Below are 23180 nucleotides of genomic sequence, written 5' to 3'. Positions count from 1 at the left end.
TCGCCCTGGGAAAACACTGTTGATCCTGGTTCACAAGTGGATGCCGGAATTCCGCTGCGAGTGCCAAAACCGCGGTTCCGGTGTAGAGCCGAGCCCATGCTCGGCTGCTTCCTGCCGGTCAGCCGAGCATGGGCTCGGCTCTACAAGGCAGAACGAAGAACCCCCGGCGTTGGCCGGGGGTTCGGGGTCATGCGCTTACCAGTCGCCGGCACCCGGCACGTGGTGTTCGCGGGCGCGGCGGCGCATCAGCAGGTTCAGCCACTCCACCAGCACCGAGAAGCCCATCGCGGCGTAGATGTAGGGCTTGGGCACGTGCACGTCCAGGCCGTCCAGGATCAGCACCGCACCGATCATCAGGATGAAGGCCAGGGCCAGCATCTTCACGGTCGGGTTGGCGTCGATGAAGCGGCCCAGCGGGTTGGCGGCCAGCAGCATCACCAGCACCGACAGCAGGATGGCGGCCACCATCACCGGGATGTGGTCGGCGATGCCGACGGCGGTGATCACCGAGTCCAGCGAGAACACGATGTCGATCACCGCGATCTGGGCGATCACGTAGCCGAACACGGCCGACGCCTTGGTGGTGCTGGGGTCTTCGTCCTCGCCACCGCTGATCAGTTCCTTGATCTCCATGCAGCCCTTGATGATCAGGAACAGGCCACCGACGATCAGCACCAGGTCGCGGATGGAGATGCCCATGCCGGCCACGGTGAACAGGTTGGCCGCCATGTGCGCCAGGTAGGCCAGCGACACCAGCAGGCCGATGCGGGTGATGCAGGCCACCGCGATGCCGAGCTTGCGTGCGAACGGACGCCGCTCTTCCGGCAGCTTGCTGACCGCGATGGAAATGAACACCAGGTTGTCGATGCCGAGCACGATTTCCAGCGCGCTGAGCGTGAACAGGGTCACCCAGGCATTGGGGTCGGCGAGGAACTCAAAGGACATGGAAACTCTTCAAGGCAGTGGGGGAATGGGGTTTCAGCCGTAATTGCCGGCCATTGCATGCGGGACCACGACCAGCGCCCAGCACAGCAGCACGTTCATCATCAGCACGAACACCGCCGCCGAGCCCATGTCCTTGGCGCGACCGGCCAGTTCGTGGATCTCGCTGCCGTAGCGCTCGATCACCGCCTCGATGGCCGAGTTGGCCAGTTCCATCGCCAGCACCAGCAGCATCGAGCCGATCAGCAGCGCGCGCTCGACCGGGGTCTGGCCCAGCCAGATCGCGACCGGGGTCAGCAGGATCAGCAGGTAGACCTCCAGCCGGAACGAGGACTCATGCAGCCAGGCGGCGCGCAGGCCCTGCCAGGACCAGCGGGCGGCCTGGAAGATGCGGCGCGGGCCGCGGGGCAGATGGCCGAACTGATCAGCCACGGGTGGCACATCCAGCAACAGGGGCGCGGCGCAGCGACCGCTCAGACGCACGGCAGGGAATCATGGGTGCACAGGGATAGGCAGATGGCCGCCATTTTGCCACAAGGCCGCCAGCCGCATCCCGGCACCGGCCCGGTGAATGGACTGCCAGGGGCAAGCCCCGGCCCGCCCCAGCTTCTATGATGGCTGTCCCCTTCCCTGCTGGAGCGCCTGATGTCCCGTCGCCGTACCTGCCTGCTGATGCTGGGCCTGCTGACCGTCGCCCCCCTGGCCCAGGCGCTGAGCCCGACCAAGCCGCCGCGCGTGCCCGAGCAGGTCTCCAACGTGGCCTGGGCCGGCGACATGGCCCGCTTCGCCAGCGCCGACCAGGCCAACCCGCCGCCACGGGGCGGCATCGAATTCATCGGCAGCTCCTCGATCCGCATGTGGGAAGGCCTGGCAGCCGACTTCCCCGGCCAGCCGGTGTTCAACCGTGGCTTCGGTGGTTCGGAAGTGCGCGACAGCACCTGGTATGCCGACCGCATCGTAGTGCCGTATGCGCCGTGCAAGGTGTTCTTCTACGCCGGTGACAACGACCTCAACAGCGGCCGCAGCGCCGTGCAGGTGCGCGACGATGTGGTTGCCTTCGTGCAGCGCGTGCACCGCGACCTGCCGAAGACCAGGGTCGAGTACCTGTCGATCAAGCCGAGCCCATCGCGTGCGCATCTGCTGCCGGCGATCAACGAGGCCAACGCGCTGATCAAGGCCGCCCTGGCCAAGCTGCCCAACACCGGTTTCACCGACGTCTACACACCCATGCTCGGCACCGATGGCCAGCCGGATGCGTCGCTGTTCCGCGAGGACATGCTGCACATGACCCCGGCCGGCTATGACATCTGGACCAAGGCACTGGCGCCGAAGGTCAACTGCAACTGAGGCGGACGGGCGCCGGAGGGCGCCACGCGCTCGCGCTCCGGTAGATGCCAACCTTGGTTGGCATAGGGCACCGGCGTGAATCCTGTTGAAAGCGCCGACCAAGGTCGGCATCTACCGAGGCAGCAGGTGCCGCCTCAGCGGAAGATCACCGTGGCCTGGGTGCCCTGGCCCGGCTCGCTGGCCAGGCTGACCTTCCAGCCGAAGCGGTCGCACAGCCGGCGCACGATCGACAGGCCCAGGCCGGTGCCCTGCGGACGGCTCGGCTCGGCACGGTAGAACGGCTCGAAGGCCCGCGACAGCGCGTCGGCCGACATGCCGATACCGGTATCGCGCACCACCACCCGGTCGTTGTGCACCTGCACGTCGATGCGCCCTTCGTCGGTGTAGCTGCAGGCGTTGCGCACCAGGTTGCTGACCACCACCTGCAGCACCCGCGGCGGCGCATGCAGCTGCACCGGGCCATCGCTGTGCAGGTGCACCGACACCGGGCGCGTACCCAGCAGTTCGTTGGCGTTGTCGACTTCATAGCGGACGATGTCGTTGACGTCGAACAGCTCGACCTGGGGCTCGACGTCGGCCTCGCGTGCCAGGATCAGGAAGGCATCGATCACCGCCTCCATGTCACGGCCTGCACGCTGGATGCGCTGCAGGCTGCGGCGCAGGCGCGGCTCCAGGCTGTCATCGCCCAGTGCCATGTCGCTGGCGACGCGGATGACGGTCAGCGGTGTGCGCAGTTCATGGCTGGCGTCGCGGGTGAAATTGCGCTCGCGCGCCACATGCGCGCTGACCCGGTTGGCCAGCGAATGCAGTGCGGCCGCCAGCTGCCGGGTCTCGCCCTGCATGTCCGCCGGCAGCTTGTTCGGTTCCAGGTCGGCCGCCTCCGGGTGGCCCGGATCCCAGCGTGAGACGCGCCGCGCCAGCCAGTTCACCGGCGACACCAGGCGCTTGGAGGCCCGATAGGTCACCCAGCTGGCGCCATACACCGCCAGCAGGGTCAGCAGCACCGGCACGATGCCGAACCAGAACGCCAGCATCTCCGCGCGCGAACGCAGGAACACCAGGTAAAGGCGGCCGGCCGGGCGTACATCGACCAGCACCAGCTGGTCGTCCTTGGGCAGTTCGTGGAAGCCGGGCTCCAGGTTGCGCAGGTTGGCCGGCAACGACAGGGCCGACTGCCCGCTTTCCAGCAGGTAGCCACGGATGTTCTGGGTGTTGGGTGGGGGCTGCACCGGCGAGGCCTCGTGCAGCGTCCAGAAGTACGCTGCCTCCTCGCGCAGGGCGGCGCCAACCAGGCTGTGCTTGATCACCAGCGAGACCAGCCACGCACCCAGCAGGATGCCCAGGCTGGCCAGCACTGCCTGCAGGATGAAAGCGATACGGATCTTGCGCGGCAGGCCGTGCGGCATTGCGGGGTCCCGGTCAGAGCGCTGCGATTATAGGCAGCGCACTGCGCCGTGCGGATGCATGGGCGATGACCGGTGGCAGCACCATCCGGTCATCCCCCGCCCTCGTCCGTGGCCGCATCCCGGCCCGGCCTGCGGCTGCACCGGCGCGGGCCTGCTCAGGCCATCGGCTGGGCGATGTCGGCAATGCGGTAGCCGGCACTCTGCACGGTATGCAGCAGCGGACGGTCGAACGGCTTGTCGATGATCTTGCGCAGGTTGTACAGATGGCTGCGCAGGGTGTCCGAATCCGGCAGGCCGTTGCCCCAGATCTCGCGTTCGATCTCCTGGCGGGTGACCACGCGCGGCGATTCGCGCATCAGGATGGTCAGCAGGCGCAGGCCGATCGGCGACAGCTGCAGCTCGGTACCGGCACGGGTGGCACGCATGCTGACCGGATCAAGCACCAGGTCGGCGACCTTCAGTACTTCCGACCCCACCTGGCGACGTTCGCGGCGGATCAGCGCGCGCAGGCGGGCTTCCAGCTCCTGGATCGCGAACGGCTTGGTCAGGTAGTCATCGGCGCCGAAACCGAGGCCGGTGAGCTTGTCGTCCAGCGTGTCGCGTGCCGTGAGCATCAGCACCGGGGTGGACTTGCGCGCATCGTTGCGCAGGCGACGGCACACTTCGATGCCATCCAGGCGCGGCAACATCAAGTCGAGCACCACGACGTCATAGCTGTTCTCCGCCGCAAGGCGGTAGCCATCCAGGCCGTCCTGTGCATAGTCGACTTCGAAGCCGCGACCTTCCAGGTATTCCCCGATCATCTCGGAGATGTTGCGGTTGTCTTCGACCACCAGCACCAAGCCGGAGGTCTCCTTCGTCTGACGCATGTGATTCCCTCTAACTTCAGCTTTGTGAAACATGCCGGATCGACGGTGGACGCGATGTGAAGTTCCGTCAAGAGGGAAGTAAATCGTTCAGAGCAGGGGGCGCAGCAGCGGCCAGACGTTGTCCAGCACCTTCGGCTGCGCCTGTGCGGTCGGGTGCAGGCCATCGGCCTGCATCATGCCCGGCTGCAGGGCCACGCCCTCCAGCAGGAACGGCAGCAGCGGCACCTTGTACTGCGTGGCCAGCGCCTTGTAGGCGGCCGCCAGGCGCTGGCGGTAGGCCGGGCCGTAATTGGGCGGCACGTCGATGCCCAGCAGCAGCACCTTGGCACCGGCCTTCTGGCTGGCCTGCACCATCTTTTCCAGGTTGCCCTGCACCTGCGCCGGGGTCAGCCCACGCAGCGCGTCATTGCCACCGAGGGCAATCACCACCACGGTCGGTTTTTCCTTGGCCAGCAGGCCCGGCAGGCGGGTCAGCGCGCCGGCGGTGGTCTCCCCGCTCATACTGGCGTTGACGATGCGCGCCGGCGTTTTCGACTGCTGCCTGACCCGCTGCTGCAGCAGGCTGACCCAGCCGGCGTCGGCGGGGATATTGTGGGCTGCACTGAGGCTGTCGCCGAGCACCAGCACGGTACCGGCCGGACCTTTGGCACAGGCCAGCCCCGGCAACAGCAGGAACGCTAGCAGCAGCATCATCATCGCGCCGGCTTGCCGGCTCCATCCCGTCTTGCGCATTGGAGTCTCCTCATCGACAGCCTGTCCCCCCGCAGCGCGCCCGTCGCCATCGCCGTCGACCAGGTCGGCAAGTCCGTGCAGGGCCCGGAGGGTGAAGTCCACATACTGGACAACATCACCCTGACCGTCCATGAAGGCACCAGCGTGGCCATCGTCGGTGCTTCAGGTTCCGGCAAGACCACCCTGCTCGGCCTGCTGGCCGGGCTGGACCTGCCCAGCCGCGGCCGCATCAGCCTGGCCGGGCATGACCTGGGAAACCTTGACGAGGAAGCACGCGCCCAGCTGCGCGCACGCGAGGTCGGTTTCGTGTTCCAGAGCTTCCACCTGCTGCCGGCACTGACCGCCGCCGAGAACGTCGCGCTGCCACTGGAGCTGGCCGGACGCGAGGACCGCGCGCGGGTGGACGAGGTGCTGGCCCAGGTGGGCCTGGCCCATCGCGCCCGCCACTACCCGCGCCAGTTGTCCGGCGGTGAACAGCAACGCGTGGCACTGGCGCGTGCCTTCGTCACCCGCCCACGCATCCTGTTTGCCGACGAACCGACCGGCTCGCTGGACCACGCCACCGGCCAGCACATCAGCGACCTGCTGTTCGAGTTGAACGCCGGCAGCGGCACCACCCTGGTGCTGGTCACCCATGACCTGCGTCTGGCCCAGCGCTGCCAGTACATCCATCGCATCGACGACGGCCGCCTGCTGCCGGTTGAACATGGGGCCCAGGCATGAACCTGCTGCGGCATGCGTGGCGCGCGCTGCGTCGCGAGGCCCTGGCCGGCGACCTGCTGACCGTGTTCGCCGCGCTGGTACTGGGCGTGGCGGTGATGACCGCAGTCGGTACGCTGGTGAACCGGGTCAACCTGGCACTGACCGGCAGCGCAGCGGAAATGCTCGGCGGTGACCTCGGCATTGCCGGGCGCGATGACCCGCCGCAGGCGTTCGCCGATGAGGCACAACGGCGCGGACTGGCCTTCACCCGTATCGCCAGCTTCGGCAGCGTGCTGTTCAACGGTGATGCCAGCCAGATGGCCAGCATCAAGGCGGTGCAGGCGGGCTATCCACTGCGCGGCACGCTGCGGGTGCGCAGCACGCCCGGTGGCGCGCTGATCGCCGAGGCCGGCATGCCACCCAAGGGCCAGGCCTATGCCGACCCGCGCCTGCTGCAGGGGCTGGGGCTGAAGACCGGCGATGACCTCGAATTCGGCGCAGGCACACTGCGCATCGCCGGCATCATCGAGGCCGAACCGGACACCGGTGGCGACCTGCTGACGCTCTCGCCGACCCTGCTGGTCAACCGCGCCGATGTTGAGGGCACCGGCCTGCTCGGCCCCGGCAGCCGCATCAACTATCGGCTGATGTTTGCAGGACCACCCGGGCAGGTCGCGTCCCTGCGTGAGTGGCTGCTGCCACAAGTGAAGGGCCTGCGCCTGCTGAGCGTGGATGACACCCAGCGCGGCGTGCGCCAGGCCTTCGATCTGGCCGGCCGCTTCCTCGGCCTGAGCGCGCTGCTGGCAGTACTGCTGGCCGGCGTGGCGACCGCGCTGGCGGCCAACCGTTTTGCCCTGCGCCGTATCGACCAGGTGGCGATCCTGCGCTGCCTGGGTGCGCGCCAGCGCGACATACTGCTCGGCCTGGCACTGCAGCTGCTGATGCTGGCAGTGCCGGCCTGCGCGCTTGGCATCGGCCTGGGCATGGCCGCGCAGGAAGGGCTGGTGCAGGTGCTGGGCAGCCTGGTGCCGCAGCGCCTGCCGCTGCCGGAAGCGATGCCGGCGCTGACCGGTGCCGGCATCGGCCTGTTGCTGCTGTTCGGCTTCGGCCTGCCACCGCTGCTGCGCCTGCGCGGGGTGCCGCCGATGCGCGTGCTCAACCGTTCCTTCGCCTCCCTGCCGCCGGCCTCGCTGCTGGCCTATGTGGCCGCGCTGGGGGCGAGCCTGTTGCTGGCGGTGCAGGTCACCGGTGACCTCAAGCTGGCGCTGTGGGTGCTGGGTGGTCTGGCCGCGCTGGCGGTGGCGGCCGGGGTGGTCGGCTTCGTGCTGCTGCAGTTGCTGCGCGGCCTGCAGCATCGCCTGCATGGCAACTGGCGACTGGGCCTGGCCGCACTGACCCGGCGCCGCCTGCTGGCGGTGATGCAGCTGGTCGGGCTGTCGCTGTCGCTGTGCGCGCTGTTGCTGCTGGCGGTGACCGGCCCCGGCCTGCTGCAGCAGTGGCGCGAGCGGCTGCCCGCGGACACGCCGAACTACTTCCTGATCAACATCCAGCCCGAACAGCGCGACAGTGTGCTGGCAACGCTGCGCGGGCTGGGTGCCAACGACGCCAGCATCGAACCGATGGCCACCGGGCGCCTGATCGCCATCAACGGCAAGCCGCCGCTGCGCGTGGACCGCGAGCCGGGTCAGGACGGGCAACCGGCGCAGGGCGGCCAGCGCGACGACGATGACGAGAACCGGCCACTGAATTTCAGCTGGCGCAGCACGTTCCCGCCGGCCAATACGCTGGTCAATGGCGCGTTCTGGAAAGCCGACAGCACCGCACCGGAAGCCTCGGTGGAGATCGGCTGGGCCAAGCGCTACGGCGTGTACCCCGGCGACCGCATCACCATTGCGGTGGGCGAGCAGGAGCGCGAATTCACCGTCACCAGCCTGCGCAAGGCGGACTGGAACACCTTCCGCCCCAACTTCTTCGTGCTGTTGAACCCCAATGCCGTGGGTGACACCCCGCACAACCTGCTGTCGGCATTCCATCTGCCTGCCGGCAAGGCGGCCGGGCTGGGCGAGCTGGTGCGTGCGCAACCGAACCTGTCGCTGCTGGACGTGGATGCGGTGATCTCGCAGGTGCGCGATGTGATGGAGCGGGTGGCGCAGGCGGTGCAGCTGGTGATGGTGTTCAGCCTGCTGGCAGGTGTGCTGGTGCTGCTGGCCGCGCTGCAGGCCACGGCCGGCGAGCGCCGCTACGACAGCGCGGTGCTGCGCACGCTGGGCGCGACCCGTCGCCAGCTGCGCGGTGCGGTGCTGGTTGAGTTTGGTGCACTGGGCACGCTGGCCGCGTTGCTTGCGGTGGGTGCGGCCGCCGCCATCGGCGTGGCGGTCTCGCAGAAGGTGTTCGAGCTGCCGTTGCTGCCACCCTGGCCGGGACTGCTGCTGGGCGGCGTGGCCGGCATCGGATTGAGCCTGCTGGCCGGCTGGTGGGGCACGCGGCGCATCCTGCATACCTCGCCGGCGCTGGCCCTGCGCGAAGCCTGACGCGGTTGTGACTCACACGGGTGGGACGGGCGGTATGCTGCGCGCCCCACCCGATCAGATCGTCCGGAAACGCGGAACGTTGCTCCCGCGCTCCCGATGTTCAAGGAACGAAGATGAAATACTGCGTCTGTCTGCGCGCCCTCCTGGCCAGTTCCCCGCTGCTCGCCGCGGTGCTGCCCGCAGGCGCCCGCGCGGCGGATGGCTATGTTCCTGACGCGGTTCAGACCTTCGTGCTGGAAACAGTGCTGGCCGACGAGGTGCGCGCCTTCCACGAAGGCCGCGAGACCTATCTGGTTCCGGCAGGCATGGCGCGCACGCGTGGCGATGTTGAGGTCCTGGCCGACCTGCGTGCGGAATTCGACCGGTTCTACCAGGGCCAACCGAAGCCAAGAAAGGAAGTGGCGCACATGGCGATCCTGGTCGCACAGACCGCGCTGCTGCTGCCCGACCGGAAGGCGTGCAGCACCGATCGCGCGCGCTGCAACGAAGCGATCATGGGCGTCCGCACACGCGATGACGAGGCAAGCCTGCAGGCCACTCTGCGTGCTTTCCAGGACGCCGGGCTGGACCTGAACACCTTTAGTGGGCCGACGTCCTGAGTGCAGGGCATCCACGCGTGGCGTGTGCGTTCAACGCCGAGAGCGTGCCGAGCAAGCTCGGCACCTACCAGGAGCGGATATCCGGCGTGGATCTACTGGGCTTTTTCCACGTACTTGGCGAACACTTCGTCGATCTGCTTGTCCTTCACCTTCTTGCCGGACTGGATTTCTTCGGCCTGGGTGAACAGCGGAATGATCATCGCCATGCCGTCGATCCTGGTCTTCAGGTGCACGCCCGGGGCCTGGGTCAGGAAACCGTCCCAGCGCTGGCGCACCTTGGCCCAGTAACCGGCGGTGGCCTTCCAGTAGTCGCGCGCCGGGGTGAAGTCGACCTCGGTGGTCTTCACGTAGTCGTTGAAGCCGAACTCGCGTGCGATCTCCACCTGGCTGCCGTCGGCGTTGCGCTGCACCTTGGTGTTGAACTGTTCGTGGGTCCAGCCGTTCGGGGTCAGCGTGTGGCGGTTGATCACGGCCAGCGCGTTGTAGTCGCTGCGCTTGGTGTACTCACGGCGCGGCAGCGGGCGCCAGCTCAGGTCGCTGGTCCAGCTCGGCACGTTGTTGGTGTAGGTCCAGGTGCCGGTGCCGCAGTAGCGTGGCGCGTCGCTCACTTCGTACACGCACTGGGTCCAGGCGCCCTGGTTTACCGCCGCCGGAATGCTGCGCACCTTCCAGGTCTGGTCTGCACTGAACTCGAAACGGTTCGGTGCTTCATACACCCAGTCCTGGCGCCAGTGCTTGGTGATGTGGCCGCTCTTCTCGTCCAGCAGCAGGTGCTGCAGCACGATGCGCTTCGGCGTGTCCTCGACCACGATGACCACTTCGCTGCCACCGCTGCGCATCGCCGGTGCACGCTCGTAGCCCGGCTTCAGCAGCACGGTCTCGTCGAACGCGAAGTCCACGGTGTACTCACCCTGCATGGCAAGGATGCTGTCGTGGTCGCGGGCGATATCGGAGGGCTGCGCGCTGGCCACGCCGCTGGCGGCGAGCAGCAGCATGGCGCTGGCTGTCTGGAGCTTCATCGGGGTCTTCCTTCGGGGTTGCAGATTCATTGAGCGGCCATCCGTGGCCAACGGGCGTTCCATCAGGAGAGGGTCACAGGCGGATCAGCGGCAGGTCGCCGGGAATCCGTGGCGCTTGGCGCCGGGCGGCGTCGGCACAACAACAGTCGTCGATTGCCAGTTCGCCTTCAGCGTTTTCCAGGCGTGCGATGCGGCGCGCGGTGGCCGCGCCCAGCGAGGACAGGGTCGACAGGCTGGCCGCCAGGGTGCGCCCGTCGTCGGCGGCATGCAGGCGCAGCGCGCACAGGCGCCAGCGCTGGCCACCGAGATGGCCGGCCAGGCGCCGCCACAGTCGTTCGCCGACGCTGCCATCGCTGTCGTGTTCCGGTCCCGGCGGCAGCGCCGCGACCAGGCGGTCCCAGGCCAGGAAGTCGCTGTCGGGCAGCAGGTACAAACGCCACACGCAGCGGCCGCGGCCATCGAGGAAACACAGGCTCTCGCGCAGGCCTTCACTGTCCACGCCCTGGCAGGCGTGCACGCGTACGGCCTGGCGCCAGCCACCCAGCTCGTTGCCGTCGGCGTGGTACAGGCACAACACGGTGCCGAGCGTGGCCAGCTGTGCCGGGGTCGGCCAGGCCGCGCTGTGCGGCGCGGCGATGGAGTCATTCCTGCGTGCGGACAGTGCTCGGCTCATGAGGTCACCAGGAAACGGCAAGGCTGGCGGAGAAGGTGCGGCCCGGGCTGCTGAAACGATCGCTCAGTGCGCGATTGGTGATCAGGCTCGGGGAGATCGACGACCATTCGATGTAGCGCTTGTCGGCCAGGTTGAACACGCCGACATTGAAGGTGGCACCCGGTGCGAAGTTCCAGTGCGCCATCAGGTCGAGCACGCCATAGCCGGCCGGCTGGTAGACGAAGGGTGCCGGTGCGTTCGGATTGGTCTGCGCAGCAGGCGGCGGCAGGCGCTTCTTGCGCTGCACGAAGGTGCCGGCCAGTTCGACGCCCCAGGTATCGGTGTCGTACATCAGGCCCAGCGTGCCACGCAGCGGATCGACCGAGGCCAGCGGTTCGTCATCGGTCCGGTTGTCACCACGCGACCATGCCAATGCACTGCGCAGCGCCCAGCCCTTCAGCGCCGGGCTGAGCTCGCCGAACTCGATGCCGGCCTTCATTTCCGCGCCATAGATGCGTGCTTCGGCGATGTTCTGCGACTGGAACACGGTCAAACCCTGTGCGTTGCGGCCGGTATCGACGTTGGACTGGATGAAATCCTTGTAGTCGTTGTAGTAGCCGCTGACGCTGACGTACGCCGCCGGCGCGATGAAGCGCAGGCCCAGTTCGTAGCCGTCGCTGGTTTCCGGCTTCAGGTCCGGATTGGCGATGGCGGTATAGCGGAAGGCGACATTGGTCAGGCCGATGTTGACGTCGTTGTACGGCGGCGAACGGAAGCCACGCGCATAACCGGCGAACAGCGACCACTGGTCGGTGAAGCGCCAGACCATGCCCAGCTTCGGCGACACGCTGGTCTTCTTCAGCTGCGCCACGGCCGTGGTCGGGTTGTCTTCGGCGAAGATGCTGTCCACTTCCGGCTTCAGCTCGTAGCGGTCCACGCGCACGCCCGGCACCAGCGACAGCTTGCCGTCGGCCAGGCGCATCTCATCCTGTGCATACAGGCCCAGCTCGGTGGTCTTGCTGATCGGGAAGTCACGCACCGGGAAGGTGTCCGGCAGCACCGTGTTGCTGACCACGCCCGCCTTGCTGACCTGGTAGCCGTCGCGCTTCTGGCGGATCTCGGTACGGGTGCCTTCGAAACCGTAGGTCACTGCGTGCTCGACGCTGCCGGTGGTGAACGCCTTGTTGAACTGCGCCTGCAGGCCATAGGCATGCTGGTCGAAGGAGAACACGCGGTGGCGGCGGGTGCCGTCGGTGCGCGTTTCGTCGGTCTGCTGCCGGGTTTCGCTGTTCTGCGCGTACACCTGCCAGTGCAGGCTGTCGGCGAACGGCTGGTCCAGCGCATCCATTTCGTGGGCGAAGGACACTCGATTGCGCTTCTGGGTGTCGTGGGACTTCATGCCAGTGGCCGCAGCCGTCGCGCCGGGACGCGGCGCAACACTGGCAATCGCCGACAGCACATTGGTATCGGTGGTGTCTTCGTTGCCTTCCACGGTCAGGCGGAAGCGCTGGTCTTCGCTGGGTGCATAGACCAGCTTGCTGAGCAGGCTGCGGCCGTCGCGATCCTGCGGATTGGACGCGGTGCGGGTGTCGTTGTCGCTGCGCACCGTGCCCTTGTTGTCGGTTTCCTGGCCCTGGTGGTGGTTGACGTTGACCAGGCCGCTCCAGTGGTCGCCACCAAAGGCGGCCGTGGCACCGCCGAGCAGGCCCTTCCACTCACCGTCGTAGCCGAACTTCAGGCCGAAGTAGCTGTTCTTGCCGTCCTTGAGGTAGTCGGCCGGGTCCTTGGTGACGAACGCGACCACGCCACCGAGTGCATCGGAGCCGTACAGCGAACTGGCCGGGCCACGCACGATCTCCACGCGCTTGAGCGTATCGAGGTCGGTGAAGTTGCGGTTGGAACTGGCGAACGAACCGATGTCGAACCGGGTCGGCATGACGATGCCATCGGTCTGGATGCGCACGCGGTTGCCGTCCAGGCCACGGATGCGGAAACCATCCAGGCCGAAGCGGGTCGCGCTGCGGGTGACCGACAGGCCCGGTTCGTAGCGCACCAGATCCTTGATGTCCTGCGCCAGGTGCCGGTCCATCTGCTCACGGTCGATGACGTCCACGGTGGCCGCCACGTCGCTCACGGCCCGCTCGGTGCGGGTGGCGGTGACCTGCACCCGATCGAATTCGCGCGCATCGGGTGCGGCAGTGGCAGCAGCGTGGGCGGACAGCGGCAGCGCCATCCAGACAGCAAGGCAAAGGGCGGTATGGCGGGTCATCGGGTTCGTTCGATCAGGCAGGGGAACCCCCGGTTACCGGCACACCCGGAAGGTGCACGCGGTAGACCGAGGGGGAGAGAGCAGGAGCGGACGGGTCGCCCACCCTGCCGGCGCTGCCGGCAGGAGGGAGGGAGGCGGGCGACCAGGCCGCGATTACTTGGTCAGGATCAGCTTGTCGTTGCTGGTGTGCCGCAGGCGATAGAAGCGGTCGCCGTGCTGGATCAGGATTTCACGACGGCCCTTGAGCAGGGCTTCGCTGTCGATGACCTCTTCCGGCGGAACGACGCGGACCGGTCGATCGCGGAGGGTCAGCGTTTCGGGGCGCAGCAGTACAGGTTGAGCATTCATGAGCATCTGGACTCGTGCGAGGGACGAGTTAAATGATAATGATTCTCAGTTGACAATCAACAATCATTCTCAATTTCATTGATGAGATTAATGATCGAATTCGTAAATTCGATAGACATCATCAATCAAAAGCTTGGGCGCGGCACCTTTGTAGAGTCGAGCCACGCTCGACTGCTCCTGGCGCCGTCGCCGGGAAACGCCCGCACTGCGCGCGGAGTCGAGCACGGCTCGACTCTACAAAGGGCTGTCAGGCGAAGACGGCTTCGACCTGGGCCCAGCCGGCCGCGTCGACCTGCTCCAGCACGTCCAGTGCCTGCAGGTTCTGCAGCAGCTGGCTGACCCGGCTGGCGCCGAGGATCACGCTGGAGACATTCGGGTTGCGCAGGCACCAGGCAATCGCCAGCGTGGCCGGGGCGTGGCCCAGCGCGCGTGCCACCTCGCTGAAGCGCCGCACCTGGCCCAGGCGGGCCCCGGCGTCGGCCCCCAGTACCAGGTCCTGCAGCCACTCCATGCCTTCGCGCCCCAGCCGTGCATCGGACGGGATGCCCTGGTCGTACTTGCCGGTGAGCAGGCCCGAGGCCAGCGGCGAGAAGATGGTGGTGCCCAGCCCGGCACCGGCATACAGCGGCGCGTACTCGACCTCGACCCGCTCGCGGTGCAGCAGGTTGTACTGCGGCTGCTCCATCGACGGGCCCTGCAGGTTGCGCGCCTCGGCGATGTCCAGCGCCTGCTGGATCTGCGCCGCCGACCACTCCGAGGTGCCCCAGTAAAGAATCTTGCCCTGCCGTACCAGGGTATCCATGGCGTGCACGGTCTCGGCGATCGGCGCGTCCGGATCCGGGCGGTGGCAGTAATAAAGGTCCAGGTAGTCCACCCGCAGGCGCTTGAGTGCAGCGTGGCAGGCGTCGGTCACGTGCTTGCGCGACAGTCCGCGCTGGGTAGGTCGCGGGTCCTTGGCGCTGCCGAAGAACACCTTGCTGGACACGCAGAAACCGTCGCGCGGCAGGCGCAGGTCGGTGATCACGTCCCCCATGACCTGTTCGGCACGGCCGTTGGCATAGCCCTCGGCGTTGTCGAAGAAGTTGACGCCATGATCCCAGGCGGCGGCCACCAGGTTGCGGGCCTCATCGCGCGGAACCTGATCGCCGAAGGTCACCCAGGCGCCGAAGGACAAGGCGGAAATCGGCAGGCCGGTGGAGCCCAGGCGACGGTATTGCATGCGAATCTCCTGCTGCGGGCCCGCATCCGGGCCGGGATCGAACCCCATTCTACCTGCCGCCGCAAGCCGCAAGCCCTTGCCGTTGCTGGCCTGATCGGCACCGATGGCCGCGCACACGCTGCTTTTTCTTGCCCCGGCCCCTGCCCTGCACTAGGCTTCCCGTTTTTCGCGACGCCCCAGGGGAGTCACTCACATGGTCGAAGGTTTGGGCAGGATCGGCTTCGGCCTGTTCGGGTTGGCGGTGCTGATCGGCATCACCTGGTTGTTTTCCAATAACAAGCGCGCGGTTGACTGGAAGCTGGTTGCCACCGGTATCACCCTGCAGATCGCCTTTGCGGCGCTGGTGATCCTGGTGCCGGGCGGGCGCGACGTGTTCGACGCGCTGGGCAAGGGCTTCGTCAAGATCCTCAGCTACGTCAACGAGGGCTCGGGCTTCATTTTCGGCTCGTTGATGGACACCAAGAATTACGGCTTCATCTTCGCCTTCCAGGTGTTGCCGACCATCATCTTCTTCTCTGCACTGATGGGGGTGATGTACCACCTCAACATCATGCAGGGCATCGTGCGCGTGATGGCCTGGTCGATCACCAAGGTGATGCGCGTGTCGGGTGCGGAAACCACCAGCGTCTGCGCCAGCGTCTTCATCGGCCAGACCGAGGCGCCGCTGACCGTGCGCCCGTACATCGCCAGGATGACCCAGTCCGAGCTGCTGACCATGATGATCGGCGGCATGGCGCACATCGCCGGCGGCGTGCTGGCGGCCTACGTGGGCATGCTTGGCGGCGGTGATCCGGCGCAGCAGGCGTTCTACGCCAAGCACCTGCTGGCAGCCAGCATCATGGCCGCGCCGGCCACCCTGGTCGTGGCCAAGCTGCTGATTCCGGAAACCGGCACCCCGCTCACCCGCGGCACGGTGAAGATGGAAGTGGAGAAGACCTCCAGCAACATCATCGACGCGGCCGCTGCCGGCGCCGGTGACGGCCTGAAGCTGGCGCTGAACATCGGTGCGATGCTGCTGGCCTTCATCGCCCTGATCGCGCTGCTGAACGCACCGCTGACCTGGATTGGCGATGTGACCGGCCTGGCCGCCGCCATCGGCAAGCCGACCAACCTGTCGACCATCTTCGGTTACGTGCTGGCCCCGATCGCCTGGGTGATCGGCACCCCGTGGGCCGATGCCACCACCGTCGGTTCGCTGATCGGCCAGAAGGTCGTGATCAACGAGTTCGTGGCCTACACCGAGCTGTCGCAGATCGTGAACGGCCAGATCGCCGGCGTGAGCCTGTCCGAAGAAGGTCGCCTGATCGCCACCTATGCGCTGTGCGGCTTCGCCAACTTCAGCTCGATCGCGATCCAGATCGGCGGCATCGGCGGCCTGGCCCCGGAACGTCGCCACGACCTGGCCAAGTTCGGCCTGCGCGCCGTGCTGGGCGGTACCATTGCCACCTTCATGACGGCGACCATCGCCGGCGTGCTGACGCACTTCAGTTGAACCCTTGGTTGAGAAAAGATTCCCTATGAGCAGCAGTGTCGTTGTCGTCGGTTCCTTCAATGTCGATCACGTGTGGCGGTGCGAGTCGCTGCCGGCACCGGGTGCGACCATTGCCGGCCGTTACAGCACCGGCCCCGGTGGCAAGGGCTTCAACCAGGCCGTGGCGGCCTGCCGCGCCGGTGCCGACACCCACTTTGTGTGCGCGCTGGGCGACGACGCCGGTGGCGCCACCGCCCGTGAGCTGGCCGCGCAGGACGGCTTCGGCCTGATCGCCGAAGCCAGCAGCGAACCGACCGGCACCGCCGGCATCTATGTGGACGCGCGCGGCCGCAACACCATCGTGATCGGCCCGGGTGCCAACGCCGCGCTCAGCACCGACTTCCTGCAACAGCAGCAGGCGCTGCTGACCGGCGCCAAGGTGGTGCTGGTGCAGCTGGAATCGCCGGTGCAGACCATCGAAGCGGCACTGGCCACGGCCCGCGAGGCCGGCGTCACCACCGTGCTCAACACCGCACCGGCCGATGCCCCCTCCACCATCGGCCTGCTCAAGCTGGCCGATGTGATCACCCCGAACGAGACCGAGTTCGCCGCCCTGCTCGGCCGTCATGTCGGTGAGCGCGTGGATGCCAACGACGTCGCCGCGCTGGATGGCGCCAGCCTGCACGCGCTGTGCCGCAAGCTGGTCGGCAACGGCACCGTGGTGGTCACCCTGGGTTCGGTGGGCGTGTTCGTGTCGCATGCCGACGAGAACCTGCGCGGCGATACCCAGCCGTACTACCGCGTGGGTGCCGAACAGGTGCAGGCGATCGACACCACCGGCGCCGGCGACGCCTTCAACGGTGCGCTGGCCGCATCGCTGGCACAGGTGGCCGACGCCCCGTTCGCCCGCCACGTGCGCTTCGCCAACCAGTTCGCCGGTCGTTCGACCGAGAAGGAAGGCGCGGCGGCGGCAATGCCGCGTTTCACCCCGTCCGACGCCGAAGCAAAGTAATTCCACGCCATGCGTGGATGAAGAAGCCCGGGTGTGCAGACACCCGGGCTTTTCTGTTTGCCTTTCAATGAGGCAGATCCACACCATGCGTGGATGAACGAGACCGCGCAAGCCGCAGCAGCAGGCCCGTGACGATTGCCAGCAGCGCCACGGCAGCGGCCACCACGCCCAGCGATGCCAGGCCGAAGCGTTCGATGGCCCCACCCCCCAGCAGCGCGCCCAGGCCGATGCCGGCATTGGCCGCTGAGACATTCAAGGTTCCGGCCAGCGCCTGTGCCTGCGGCGCTGCACGCATCACCCGCACCTGGCACAGCGGGAACAATGCGGTATGCGCCACGCCCCACAGGGCCAATGCGATCAGCACGAACGTCCCGTGGCCGGCCAGCCCGACACTGGCCAGCATGCCCAGCGCCAGCACCGCGCAGAACACCAGGGTCGCGCCCAGCGGCGCACGATCGACCCAGCGCCCGCCCAGTGCATTGCCGATCAACCCGACAGCTCCGAAGCCCATCAGCCACCAGCCCACCTGTGCCGCCGGTACCTGCATCAGCCGCTCCAGCACATCGGCCAGGTAGGTGTAGGCAGCAAACATCGCGGTGAACACCAGCACCGACAGCAGCACATGGCCCAGCAACTGCGGCTGGCGCAGCACTCGTGCCTGTTCGCCCAGCGCGCGCCGCGGTCCGGCCACGGTGTCCGGCATCCACAATGCCAGCGCGCCCGCCATCAACAGCGACAGAGCCGCCAACAGCCAGAAGCTGCCGCGCCAGCCGAGGGCGTCGGCGGCCAACGTACCCAGCGGGATACCGAACAGCATTGCGGCGGTGATACCCAGGTAGACCCGGGCGACCGCACGACCTCCCTGCCCCGCAGGGGCCAGCTGCGCGGCAGTCTCACTGGCCGTGCCCCAGAACACCGGCAGGGCCAGTGCCGGCAGCACCCGCGCCAGCGCCAGCAGCCACGGCTGCGTGGCCACCGCGGCCAACGCGTTGGAACCCGCGAACAACAGCAGAATGGCCACGAACAGGCGGCGCCGGCCGACGTGTGACAGCAGCGCGGTCAAGGGTGGCCCGGCCAGCATCACGGTGAACGCGAACAAGGTGACCAGTTGCCCGGCACGGGCAATGCCCAGGCCAAGGTCGCGCGCCAGCGCGGGCAACAGGCCGACGATCAGGAACTCGGTGGTGACGATGACGAAGGCGGACACCGCCAGCAGGACGACCGAAAGACGTGCGCGAGGATTTGCGTGGACAGCGGTCACGGCGGAATCGAGGGAGGACATGAGCGGGCATCAGAACAGGGGTCGCCAGCCTATTTCCTCCATGAGTTCCGATTGCTGCTATGTTTTCCACCGATTCCGGACAGAATTTCCCCATGCTTCCCACCGAGCGCCTGCGCGGCATCGAGGCCTTCGTCGCCACCGCCGATGCCGGCAGTTTCACTGCCGCCGCCGAACGCCTGCACCTGACCAGTTCGGCGGTGGGCAAGACCATCGCGCGGCTGGAGGCGCGGCTGGGAGCGCGGTTGTTCGAACGCAGCACGCGCCGCCTTCGCCTGACCGAGGCCGGTGAGGGCTTCTATCGCACCTGCGTGCGGGTGCTGGGCGAACTGGCCGATGCCGAGTCGGTGCTGGTCTCGCACGCAGACGCGCCCGTGGGCCGCCTGCGGGTGGATGCGCCGGCCACCTTCGGGCGCCTCAAAGTCTGGCCGTTGCTGCTGCAGCTGGCCGCCGAGTTTCCACAGCTGCATCCGCAGGTGACCTTCAGCGACCGCTTCAGCGACCTCGCCGAGGACGGCGTCGACCTCGCCGTACGCATCGGCGGTCCCGAGCCGCTGCCCGCCACGCTGGGCAGACGCCTGCTCGGTTACGAATGCCTGCGCTTCTGCGCCTCCCCGGCCTACCTGCTTCGGCATGGCCAGCCCCGCTCGGTCGCCGAGCTGGCCGGGCATGACGGTGTGCTGTTCGGACGCGCCGACGGCAGCATCGGGCCGTGGCAGGTGGCCGATGACAGGCAGCGCAGTACACCGCTGCAGGCCCGTGCGCGCCTGGTGGTTGGCAGCGCCGAGGCCCAGGTGGCGGCGGTCGAGGCCGGCTTCGGCATCGCACAGCTGGCCACCTGGCTGGTCGATGACGCGCTGGCGCGCGGCAGCCTGGTCTCGATCCTGCCGTCGCTGGACTGCCGCGGCCTGCCGCTGCGCCTGTTGTGGCCGCAGGGCCGGCAGCGGCTGCCACGCGTGGACGTGGCCCTGGACCGTCTCGGCGCCGGGTTGCAGATCGATCCGCCGCGCTGAGCGCAGCGCTATCACCTGTGGTCGCATCGAACGGCTGCGACCGCCGGTCGCATTGCCCGCATCCCGCCCCTCACCCACCATCCGCGCAGCGTTTCAGCGTGGGCAGGACATGGACGGATTCCCCTGGTTGCTGGTTGCCGCCGCCGGCAGTGCCACCGCAGCCTTGCTGCACATCGGCTGCATTGCCTTTGGCGCCCCTTGGTACCGGTGGTTCGGCGCTGGCCCGCGCATGGTCCGGCTGGCGCAGGCCGGGCATTGGTGGCCACCACTGATGACCGCCGGCATTACGGCCGTGCTGGTGGCCTGGACACTGTACGCACTCGCAGCCGCAGGCTGGCACTCGCCGCTGCCGGCCAATCGCATGGTCCTGTCGGGCATCACCCTGCTGTTGCTGCTGCGCGCGGCGATGGGCTTCGCGCTGGCGCTGCTCCGGCCCGGCTACAACGGCCGGCGCTTCTGGGCAATCAGTTCACTGGTCTGCCTGGGCCTGGGGCTGGCCTTCGCGCTGGGTACCCGCCAAGCCTGGCAGAGCCTGGGGTAGCCCCCTACCATCGCCCGCCCTTGGGGGCGGCGGAAGCAACCGTCAAGCATCTGCTGATGCCGGTAAGGCATGAGGTCGGTGCCGATCGGCCTGAACCGGACCGCGCCCGACACGGCCGTACCGCCGCCCGCGCCCTACAATGGGCGCATGCAGATCGGCCCGTACACCATTGCCCCCAACGTCGTGCTGGCGCCCATGGCCGGCGTCACCGACAAGCCCTTCCGCCTGCTGTGCAAACGGCTGGGCGCGGGTCTGGCCGCCTCGGAAATGACCATCAGCGATCCGCGCTTCTGGAACACGCGCAAGTCGATCCACCGCATGGACCATGACGGCGAGCCGGCCCCGATCAGCGTGCAGATCGCCGGCACCGAACCGCAGCAGCTGGCCGAGGCCGCGCGCTACAACGTCGACCACGGCGCGCAGATCATCGACATCAACATGGGCTGCCCGGCCAAGAAGGTGTGCAACGCCTGGGCCGGTTCGGCACTGATGCGCGACGAGCAGCTGGTGGCGCGCATCCTCGAGGCCGTGGTCAACGCGGTGGACGTGCCGGTCACGCTGAAGATCCGCACCGGTTGGGACTGCGACCACCGCAATGGCCCGCTGATCGCACGCATCGCCGAGGACAGCGGTATCGCGGCACTGGCGGTGCACGGCCGTACCCGCGACCAGCACTACACCGGCCAGGCCGAGTACGCCACGATCGGCGAGATCAAGGCTGCGCTGCGCATTCCGGTGGTCGCCAACGGCGATATCGATTCGCCGCAGAAGGCCGCCTACGTCCTGAAGGAAACCGGCGTAGACGCGGTGATGATCGGCCGCTCGGCACAGGGCAGGCCGTGGATCTTCCGCGAAGTGGCGCACTATCTGGCCACCGGCGAGGAACTGCCACCGCCGTCGCTGGCGGAAGTGCGCGACATCCTGCTCGGCCACCTGCACGCACTGCATGCGTTCTATGGCGAGCCGCAGGGCGTGCGCATCGCGCGCAAGCACCTGGGCTGGTATGCCAAGGACCGGCCGGAGAATGCTGCCTTCCGCGCCGTGGTCAACCGCGCCGAAGACCCGCAGAGCCAGATCGCGCTGACCACCGAGTACTTCGACCGCCTGATCGCCGGGGAACCGGCGTTGTCTTCGGCCGCCTGACCGCATCGCTGCGTCGCAGAGTCGAGCCTGCTCGACCGTCTTGAACACCGAGAGCCCGCCCCATGACCCCGCCGATTTCTTCCCCGACCTACCTGCACGGGTTTTCCGGCACCGAGCAGCAGCGCCTGATGACCCAGGCCCGCCTGCTGGAATCGAGCATCTTCGGCCAGATCGACTACAGCGGCGCGCGGCGCCTGCTGGAAGTCGGCAGCGGCGTCGGCGCACAGACCGAGATCCTGCTGCGCCGCTTCCCCGAGCTGCACGTGACCGGTGTGGATCTGAGCGAGACCCAGCTGGCCACCGCGAGCGAGAACCTGGCGCGCACGCCGTGGTGCAGCGACCGCTACACCCTGCAGCAGGCCGACGCCGGCGAGCTCCCGTTCGAGGCACGCAGCTTCGACTCGGCGTTCCTGTGCTGGGTACTGGAGCACGTGCCGTCACCTGCGCGCGTGCTGAGCGAGGTGCGCCGGGTGCTGGCACCGGGTTCGCCGGTCTACATCACCGAGGTGATGAATGCCTCGTTCCTGCTCGACCCGTATTCGCCGCACATCTGGCGTTACTGGATGGCGTTCAACGATTTCCAGTACGACCACGGGGGCGACCCGTTCGTTGGCGCCAAGCTGGGCAACCTGCTGCTGGCCGGCGGCTTCCGCGACGTGCACACCGAGATCAAGACCATCCACCTGGACAACCGCGAACCGGCACGCCGCAAGACGATGATCGCGTTCTGGGAACAGCTGCTGCTGTCGGCCGCCGACCAACTGCTGCAGGCCGGGTCGGTTGACGAGGAAACCGTGGAAGGCATGCGTCGCGAGTTCCGCCTGGTGCAGAACGACCCGAATGCGGTGTTCTTCTATTCGTTCGTGCAGGGCCGCGCCACGGTGTATTGAGCCGACGCGGCACTGCTGACTGAATCAGTAGAGCCACGCCATGCGTGGCTGCCACCGTCGATGTCCCTTCATCCACGCATGGCGTGGATCTACTCGACAGCGCCGACTACGGGCGCATGCCAGATCCGCTGCCACATCGCCGCCAGCCGGCGCCCGGCATCAGCGCGCGCGGCGGGACTGCTGTAATCCGCCCGCAGCTGCTCGGGCGTGATTGGCCGCCACTGCCCGTCGACCTGCTCGGCCACGGCGAAGTTGAAGGTGTAGTCCGGCTCCAGGCCCATGCGCAGGTCGCTCAGCACCAGCCGGCCGTCCATCACCTGCGCACGCATGAAGCCACGGTTGAACCAGGTCAGCTGCTGCACCGCCGGGATGCCCCCTGCTTCACGCAGTGCCTGCACGTTGGACGCGTGGCCTTCGAACTGCATCGGCCCATGGTCGGCCACCAGCGAGCGGTCGCCCACCACGTAGCCGTTCGGCGTCATCGCCACCACCCGCCACAGCAGGGTGTTGAACGGCATCGGCACCGAGAAGCGCGGGGCATCGCCCAGGCCCATCGCCGCCAGGCTCTGCTGGGCAGCACGGTCGACCTGGGCCTTGGCGATCAGGCCCCAGCCCAGGTAGGCACTGCTGGCCAGCAACGCCACACCCAGCACCTTGCCAGCCCAGGGGCGGGCGCGGCCAAACCAGGCCAGCACGCAGCCCAGCAGCAGCCACACCGTGTAGCCGGGATCGATGATGAAGACGCTGGAGCCCATGGTCGGGTGTGGACGCAACGGCCACCACAACTGGGTGCCGTAAACGGTGAATGCATCCAACAGCGGATGGGTGACCAGCGCCAGCTGGATCGCCCAGAACCAGCGCACCGGTGACTGCGCAACGCGGCCGTTGCCGAAGCGCTTGAACAGCCACCAGATCAGCGCTGCCACCCAGGGCAGCACCAGCAGCGAATGGCTGAAGCTGCGGTGCTCGATCATGTTCGCCACCGGGTCGGCGGCGGTGAAGCCGAGCCACAGGGCATCGAGGTCCGGCAAGGTGCCGAGCGCGGCACCGGCCAACAGGGCCGCGCGGCGCTGGCCGGGCGGAGCGATGGCAGCGGCGACGGCGCCGCCGAGCACGATCTGGGTCAGGGAATCCATGGACCGATGCTAGCGGCTTGCGGGCGGTGCATGTAGAGCCGAGCCCATGCTCGGCTGCCG

Annotated in this window: 22 protein-coding genes; 10 read left to right on the top strand and 12 right to left on the bottom strand. The window is 67.7% G+C overall.

What is annotated here, in order from left to right:
• Positions 1–195: 195 nt before the first annotated feature.
• Positions 196–945 carry a TerC family protein gene (locus tag ACW5IY_RS03305; RefSeq protein WP_049435581.1) on the bottom strand — a complete coding sequence of 250 codons (750 nt, stop codon included), beginning with the start codon at positions 943–945 and terminating at the stop codon, positions 196–198.
• Between the two features lie 33 nt (positions 946–978).
• Positions 979–1374 (bottom strand): diacylglycerol kinase, encoded by a 396-nt coding sequence (locus tag ACW5IY_RS03300; RefSeq protein ID WP_049435654.1) that lies wholly within the window; start codon positions 1372–1374, stop codon positions 979–981.
• A 213-nt stretch (positions 1375–1587) separates the two neighbouring features.
• Here ACW5IY_RS03300 and ACW5IY_RS03295 point away from each other — a divergent pair, with 213 nt between their 5' ends.
• The gene (locus tag ACW5IY_RS03295) at positions 1588–2289 is read left to right on the top strand and encodes an SGNH/GDSL hydrolase family protein (protein ID WP_049435582.1); all 702 of its coding nucleotides are present in this window, start codon (positions 1588–1590) and stop codon (positions 2287–2289) included.
• Positions 2290–2423: 134 nt separating this feature from the next.
• Here ACW5IY_RS03295 and ACW5IY_RS03290 read toward each other — a convergent pair whose 3' ends face one another.
• The 3 genes from ACW5IY_RS03290 to ACW5IY_RS03280 form a co-directional block, all read right to left on the bottom strand.
• Positions 2424–3695: a sensor histidine kinase gene (locus tag ACW5IY_RS03290; RefSeq protein WP_099560050.1), complete on the bottom strand. Its 1272-nt coding sequence runs from the start codon at positions 3693–3695 to the stop codon at positions 2424–2426.
• A 155-nt stretch (positions 3696–3850) separates the two neighbouring features.
• Positions 3851–4564 carry a response regulator transcription factor gene (locus ACW5IY_RS03285; RefSeq protein ID WP_002811889.1) on the bottom strand — a complete coding sequence of 238 codons (714 nt, stop codon included), beginning with the start codon at positions 4562–4564 and terminating at the stop codon, positions 3851–3853.
• Positions 4565–4651: 87 nt separating this feature from the next.
• On the bottom strand, positions 4652–5296 hold the full coding sequence (locus ACW5IY_RS03280; protein WP_049435584.1) for an arylesterase: 645 nt from the start codon (positions 5294–5296) through the stop codon (positions 4652–4654).
• 75 nt (positions 5297–5371) lie between these two features.
• Here ACW5IY_RS03280 and ACW5IY_RS03275 point away from each other — a divergent pair, with 75 nt between their 5' ends.
• The 3 genes from ACW5IY_RS03275 to ACW5IY_RS03265 all read left to right on the top strand — a co-directional run bounded on the left by ACW5IY_RS03275 (position 5372) and on the right by ACW5IY_RS03265 (position 9128).
• On the top strand, positions 5372–6019 hold the full coding sequence (locus ACW5IY_RS03275; protein ID WP_049435585.1) for an ABC transporter ATP-binding protein: 648 nt from the start codon (positions 5372–5374) through the stop codon (positions 6017–6019).
• Positions 6016–8529 (top strand): ABC transporter permease, encoded by a 2514-nt coding sequence (locus tag ACW5IY_RS03270; RefSeq protein ID WP_049435586.1) that lies wholly within the window; start codon positions 6016–6018, stop codon positions 8527–8529. Before ACW5IY_RS03275 ends, ACW5IY_RS03270 begins: the two co-directional genes overlap by 4 nt.
• A gap of 113 nt (positions 8530–8642) precedes the next feature.
• Positions 8643–9128: a hypothetical protein gene (locus ACW5IY_RS03265; protein WP_049435587.1), complete on the top strand. Its 486-nt coding sequence runs from the start codon at positions 8643–8645 to the stop codon at positions 9126–9128.
• 92 nt (positions 9129–9220) lie between these two features.
• Here ACW5IY_RS03265 and ACW5IY_RS03260 read toward each other — a convergent pair whose 3' ends face one another.
• The 5 genes from ACW5IY_RS03260 to ACW5IY_RS03240 all read right to left on the bottom strand — a co-directional run bounded on the left by ACW5IY_RS03260 (position 9221) and on the right by ACW5IY_RS03240 (position 14635).
• Positions 9221–10147 carry a DUF6607 family protein gene (locus ACW5IY_RS03260; RefSeq protein ID WP_049435588.1) on the bottom strand — a complete coding sequence of 309 codons (927 nt, stop codon included), beginning with the start codon at positions 10145–10147 and terminating at the stop codon, positions 9221–9223.
• 73 nt (positions 10148–10220) lie between these two features.
• Positions 10221–10820: a ChuX/HutX family heme-like substrate-binding protein gene (locus ACW5IY_RS03255; RefSeq protein ID WP_043398020.1), complete on the bottom strand. Its 600-nt coding sequence runs from the start codon at positions 10818–10820 to the stop codon at positions 10221–10223.
• Positions 10821–10824: 4 nt separating this feature from the next.
• Positions 10825–13068, bottom strand: coding sequence for a TonB-dependent hemoglobin/transferrin/lactoferrin family receptor (locus tag ACW5IY_RS03250; protein WP_425602577.1), 2244 nt, complete (start codon positions 13066–13068; stop codon positions 10825–10827).
• A gap of 153 nt (positions 13069–13221) precedes the next feature.
• Entirely contained in the window at positions 13222–13416 is a 195-nt protein-coding gene (gene hemP / locus ACW5IY_RS03245; RefSeq protein WP_005412278.1) for a hemin uptake protein HemP, read from the bottom strand.
• A gap of 247 nt (positions 13417–13663) precedes the next feature.
• Positions 13664–14635 carry an aldo/keto reductase gene (locus ACW5IY_RS03240; RefSeq protein ID WP_049435655.1) on the bottom strand — a complete coding sequence of 324 codons (972 nt, stop codon included), beginning with the start codon at positions 14633–14635 and terminating at the stop codon, positions 13664–13666.
• A 193-nt stretch (positions 14636–14828) separates the two neighbouring features.
• On the opposite strand from ACW5IY_RS03240, the gene ACW5IY_RS03235 reads away from it, so the two are divergent.
• The gene (locus tag ACW5IY_RS03235) at positions 14829–16127 is read left to right on the top strand and encodes a NupC/NupG family nucleoside CNT transporter (RefSeq protein WP_010481870.1); all 1299 of its coding nucleotides are present in this window, start codon (positions 14829–14831) and stop codon (positions 16125–16127) included.
• A 25-nt stretch (positions 16128–16152) separates the two neighbouring features.
• Entirely contained in the window at positions 16153–17118 is a 966-nt protein-coding gene (locus tag ACW5IY_RS03230) for a ribokinase (RefSeq protein WP_049486753.1), read from the top strand.
• A gap of 64 nt (positions 17119–17182) precedes the next feature.
• On the opposite strand, the gene ACW5IY_RS03225 is transcribed toward ACW5IY_RS03230, so the two are convergent.
• Positions 17183–18400, bottom strand: a complete 1218-nt coding sequence (locus ACW5IY_RS03225; protein ID WP_049435591.1) for an MFS transporter — start codon at positions 18398–18400, stop codon at positions 17183–17185.
• A 92-nt stretch (positions 18401–18492) separates the two neighbouring features.
• Here ACW5IY_RS03225 and ACW5IY_RS03220 point away from each other — a divergent pair, with 92 nt between their 5' ends.
• The 4 genes from ACW5IY_RS03220 to ACW5IY_RS03205 all read left to right on the top strand — a co-directional run bounded on the left by ACW5IY_RS03220 (position 18493) and on the right by ACW5IY_RS03205 (position 21984).
• Complete coding sequence (locus ACW5IY_RS03220) at positions 18493–19410, top strand: LysR family transcriptional regulator (RefSeq protein WP_049435656.1); 918 nt, start codon at positions 18493–18495, stop codon at positions 19408–19410.
• Positions 19411–19519: 109 nt separating this feature from the next.
• Positions 19520–19951: a hypothetical protein gene (locus ACW5IY_RS03215; RefSeq protein ID WP_049435592.1), complete on the top strand. Its 432-nt coding sequence runs from the start codon at positions 19520–19522 to the stop codon at positions 19949–19951.
• A 147-nt stretch (positions 19952–20098) separates the two neighbouring features.
• Entirely contained in the window at positions 20099–21094 is a 996-nt protein-coding gene (gene dusB / locus ACW5IY_RS03210; RefSeq protein WP_049435657.1) for a tRNA dihydrouridine synthase DusB, read from the top strand.
• A 62-nt stretch (positions 21095–21156) separates the two neighbouring features.
• Entirely contained in the window at positions 21157–21984 is an 828-nt protein-coding gene (locus ACW5IY_RS03205) for a class I SAM-dependent methyltransferase (RefSeq protein WP_049435593.1), read from the top strand.
• Between the two features lie 89 nt (positions 21985–22073).
• On the opposite strand, the gene ACW5IY_RS03200 is transcribed toward ACW5IY_RS03205, so the two are convergent.
• Complete coding sequence (locus ACW5IY_RS03200; RefSeq protein WP_010481878.1) at positions 22074–23120, bottom strand: metal-dependent hydrolase; 1047 nt, start codon at positions 23118–23120, stop codon at positions 22074–22076.
• Positions 23121–23180: the final 60 nt, after the last annotated feature.

It is taken from the genome of Stenotrophomonas sp. C-A, from assembly GCF_054030835.1.
The sequence above is the reverse complement of the archived record's forward strand: the minus strand, read 5'-3'. Positions and strand labels throughout refer to the sequence as shown.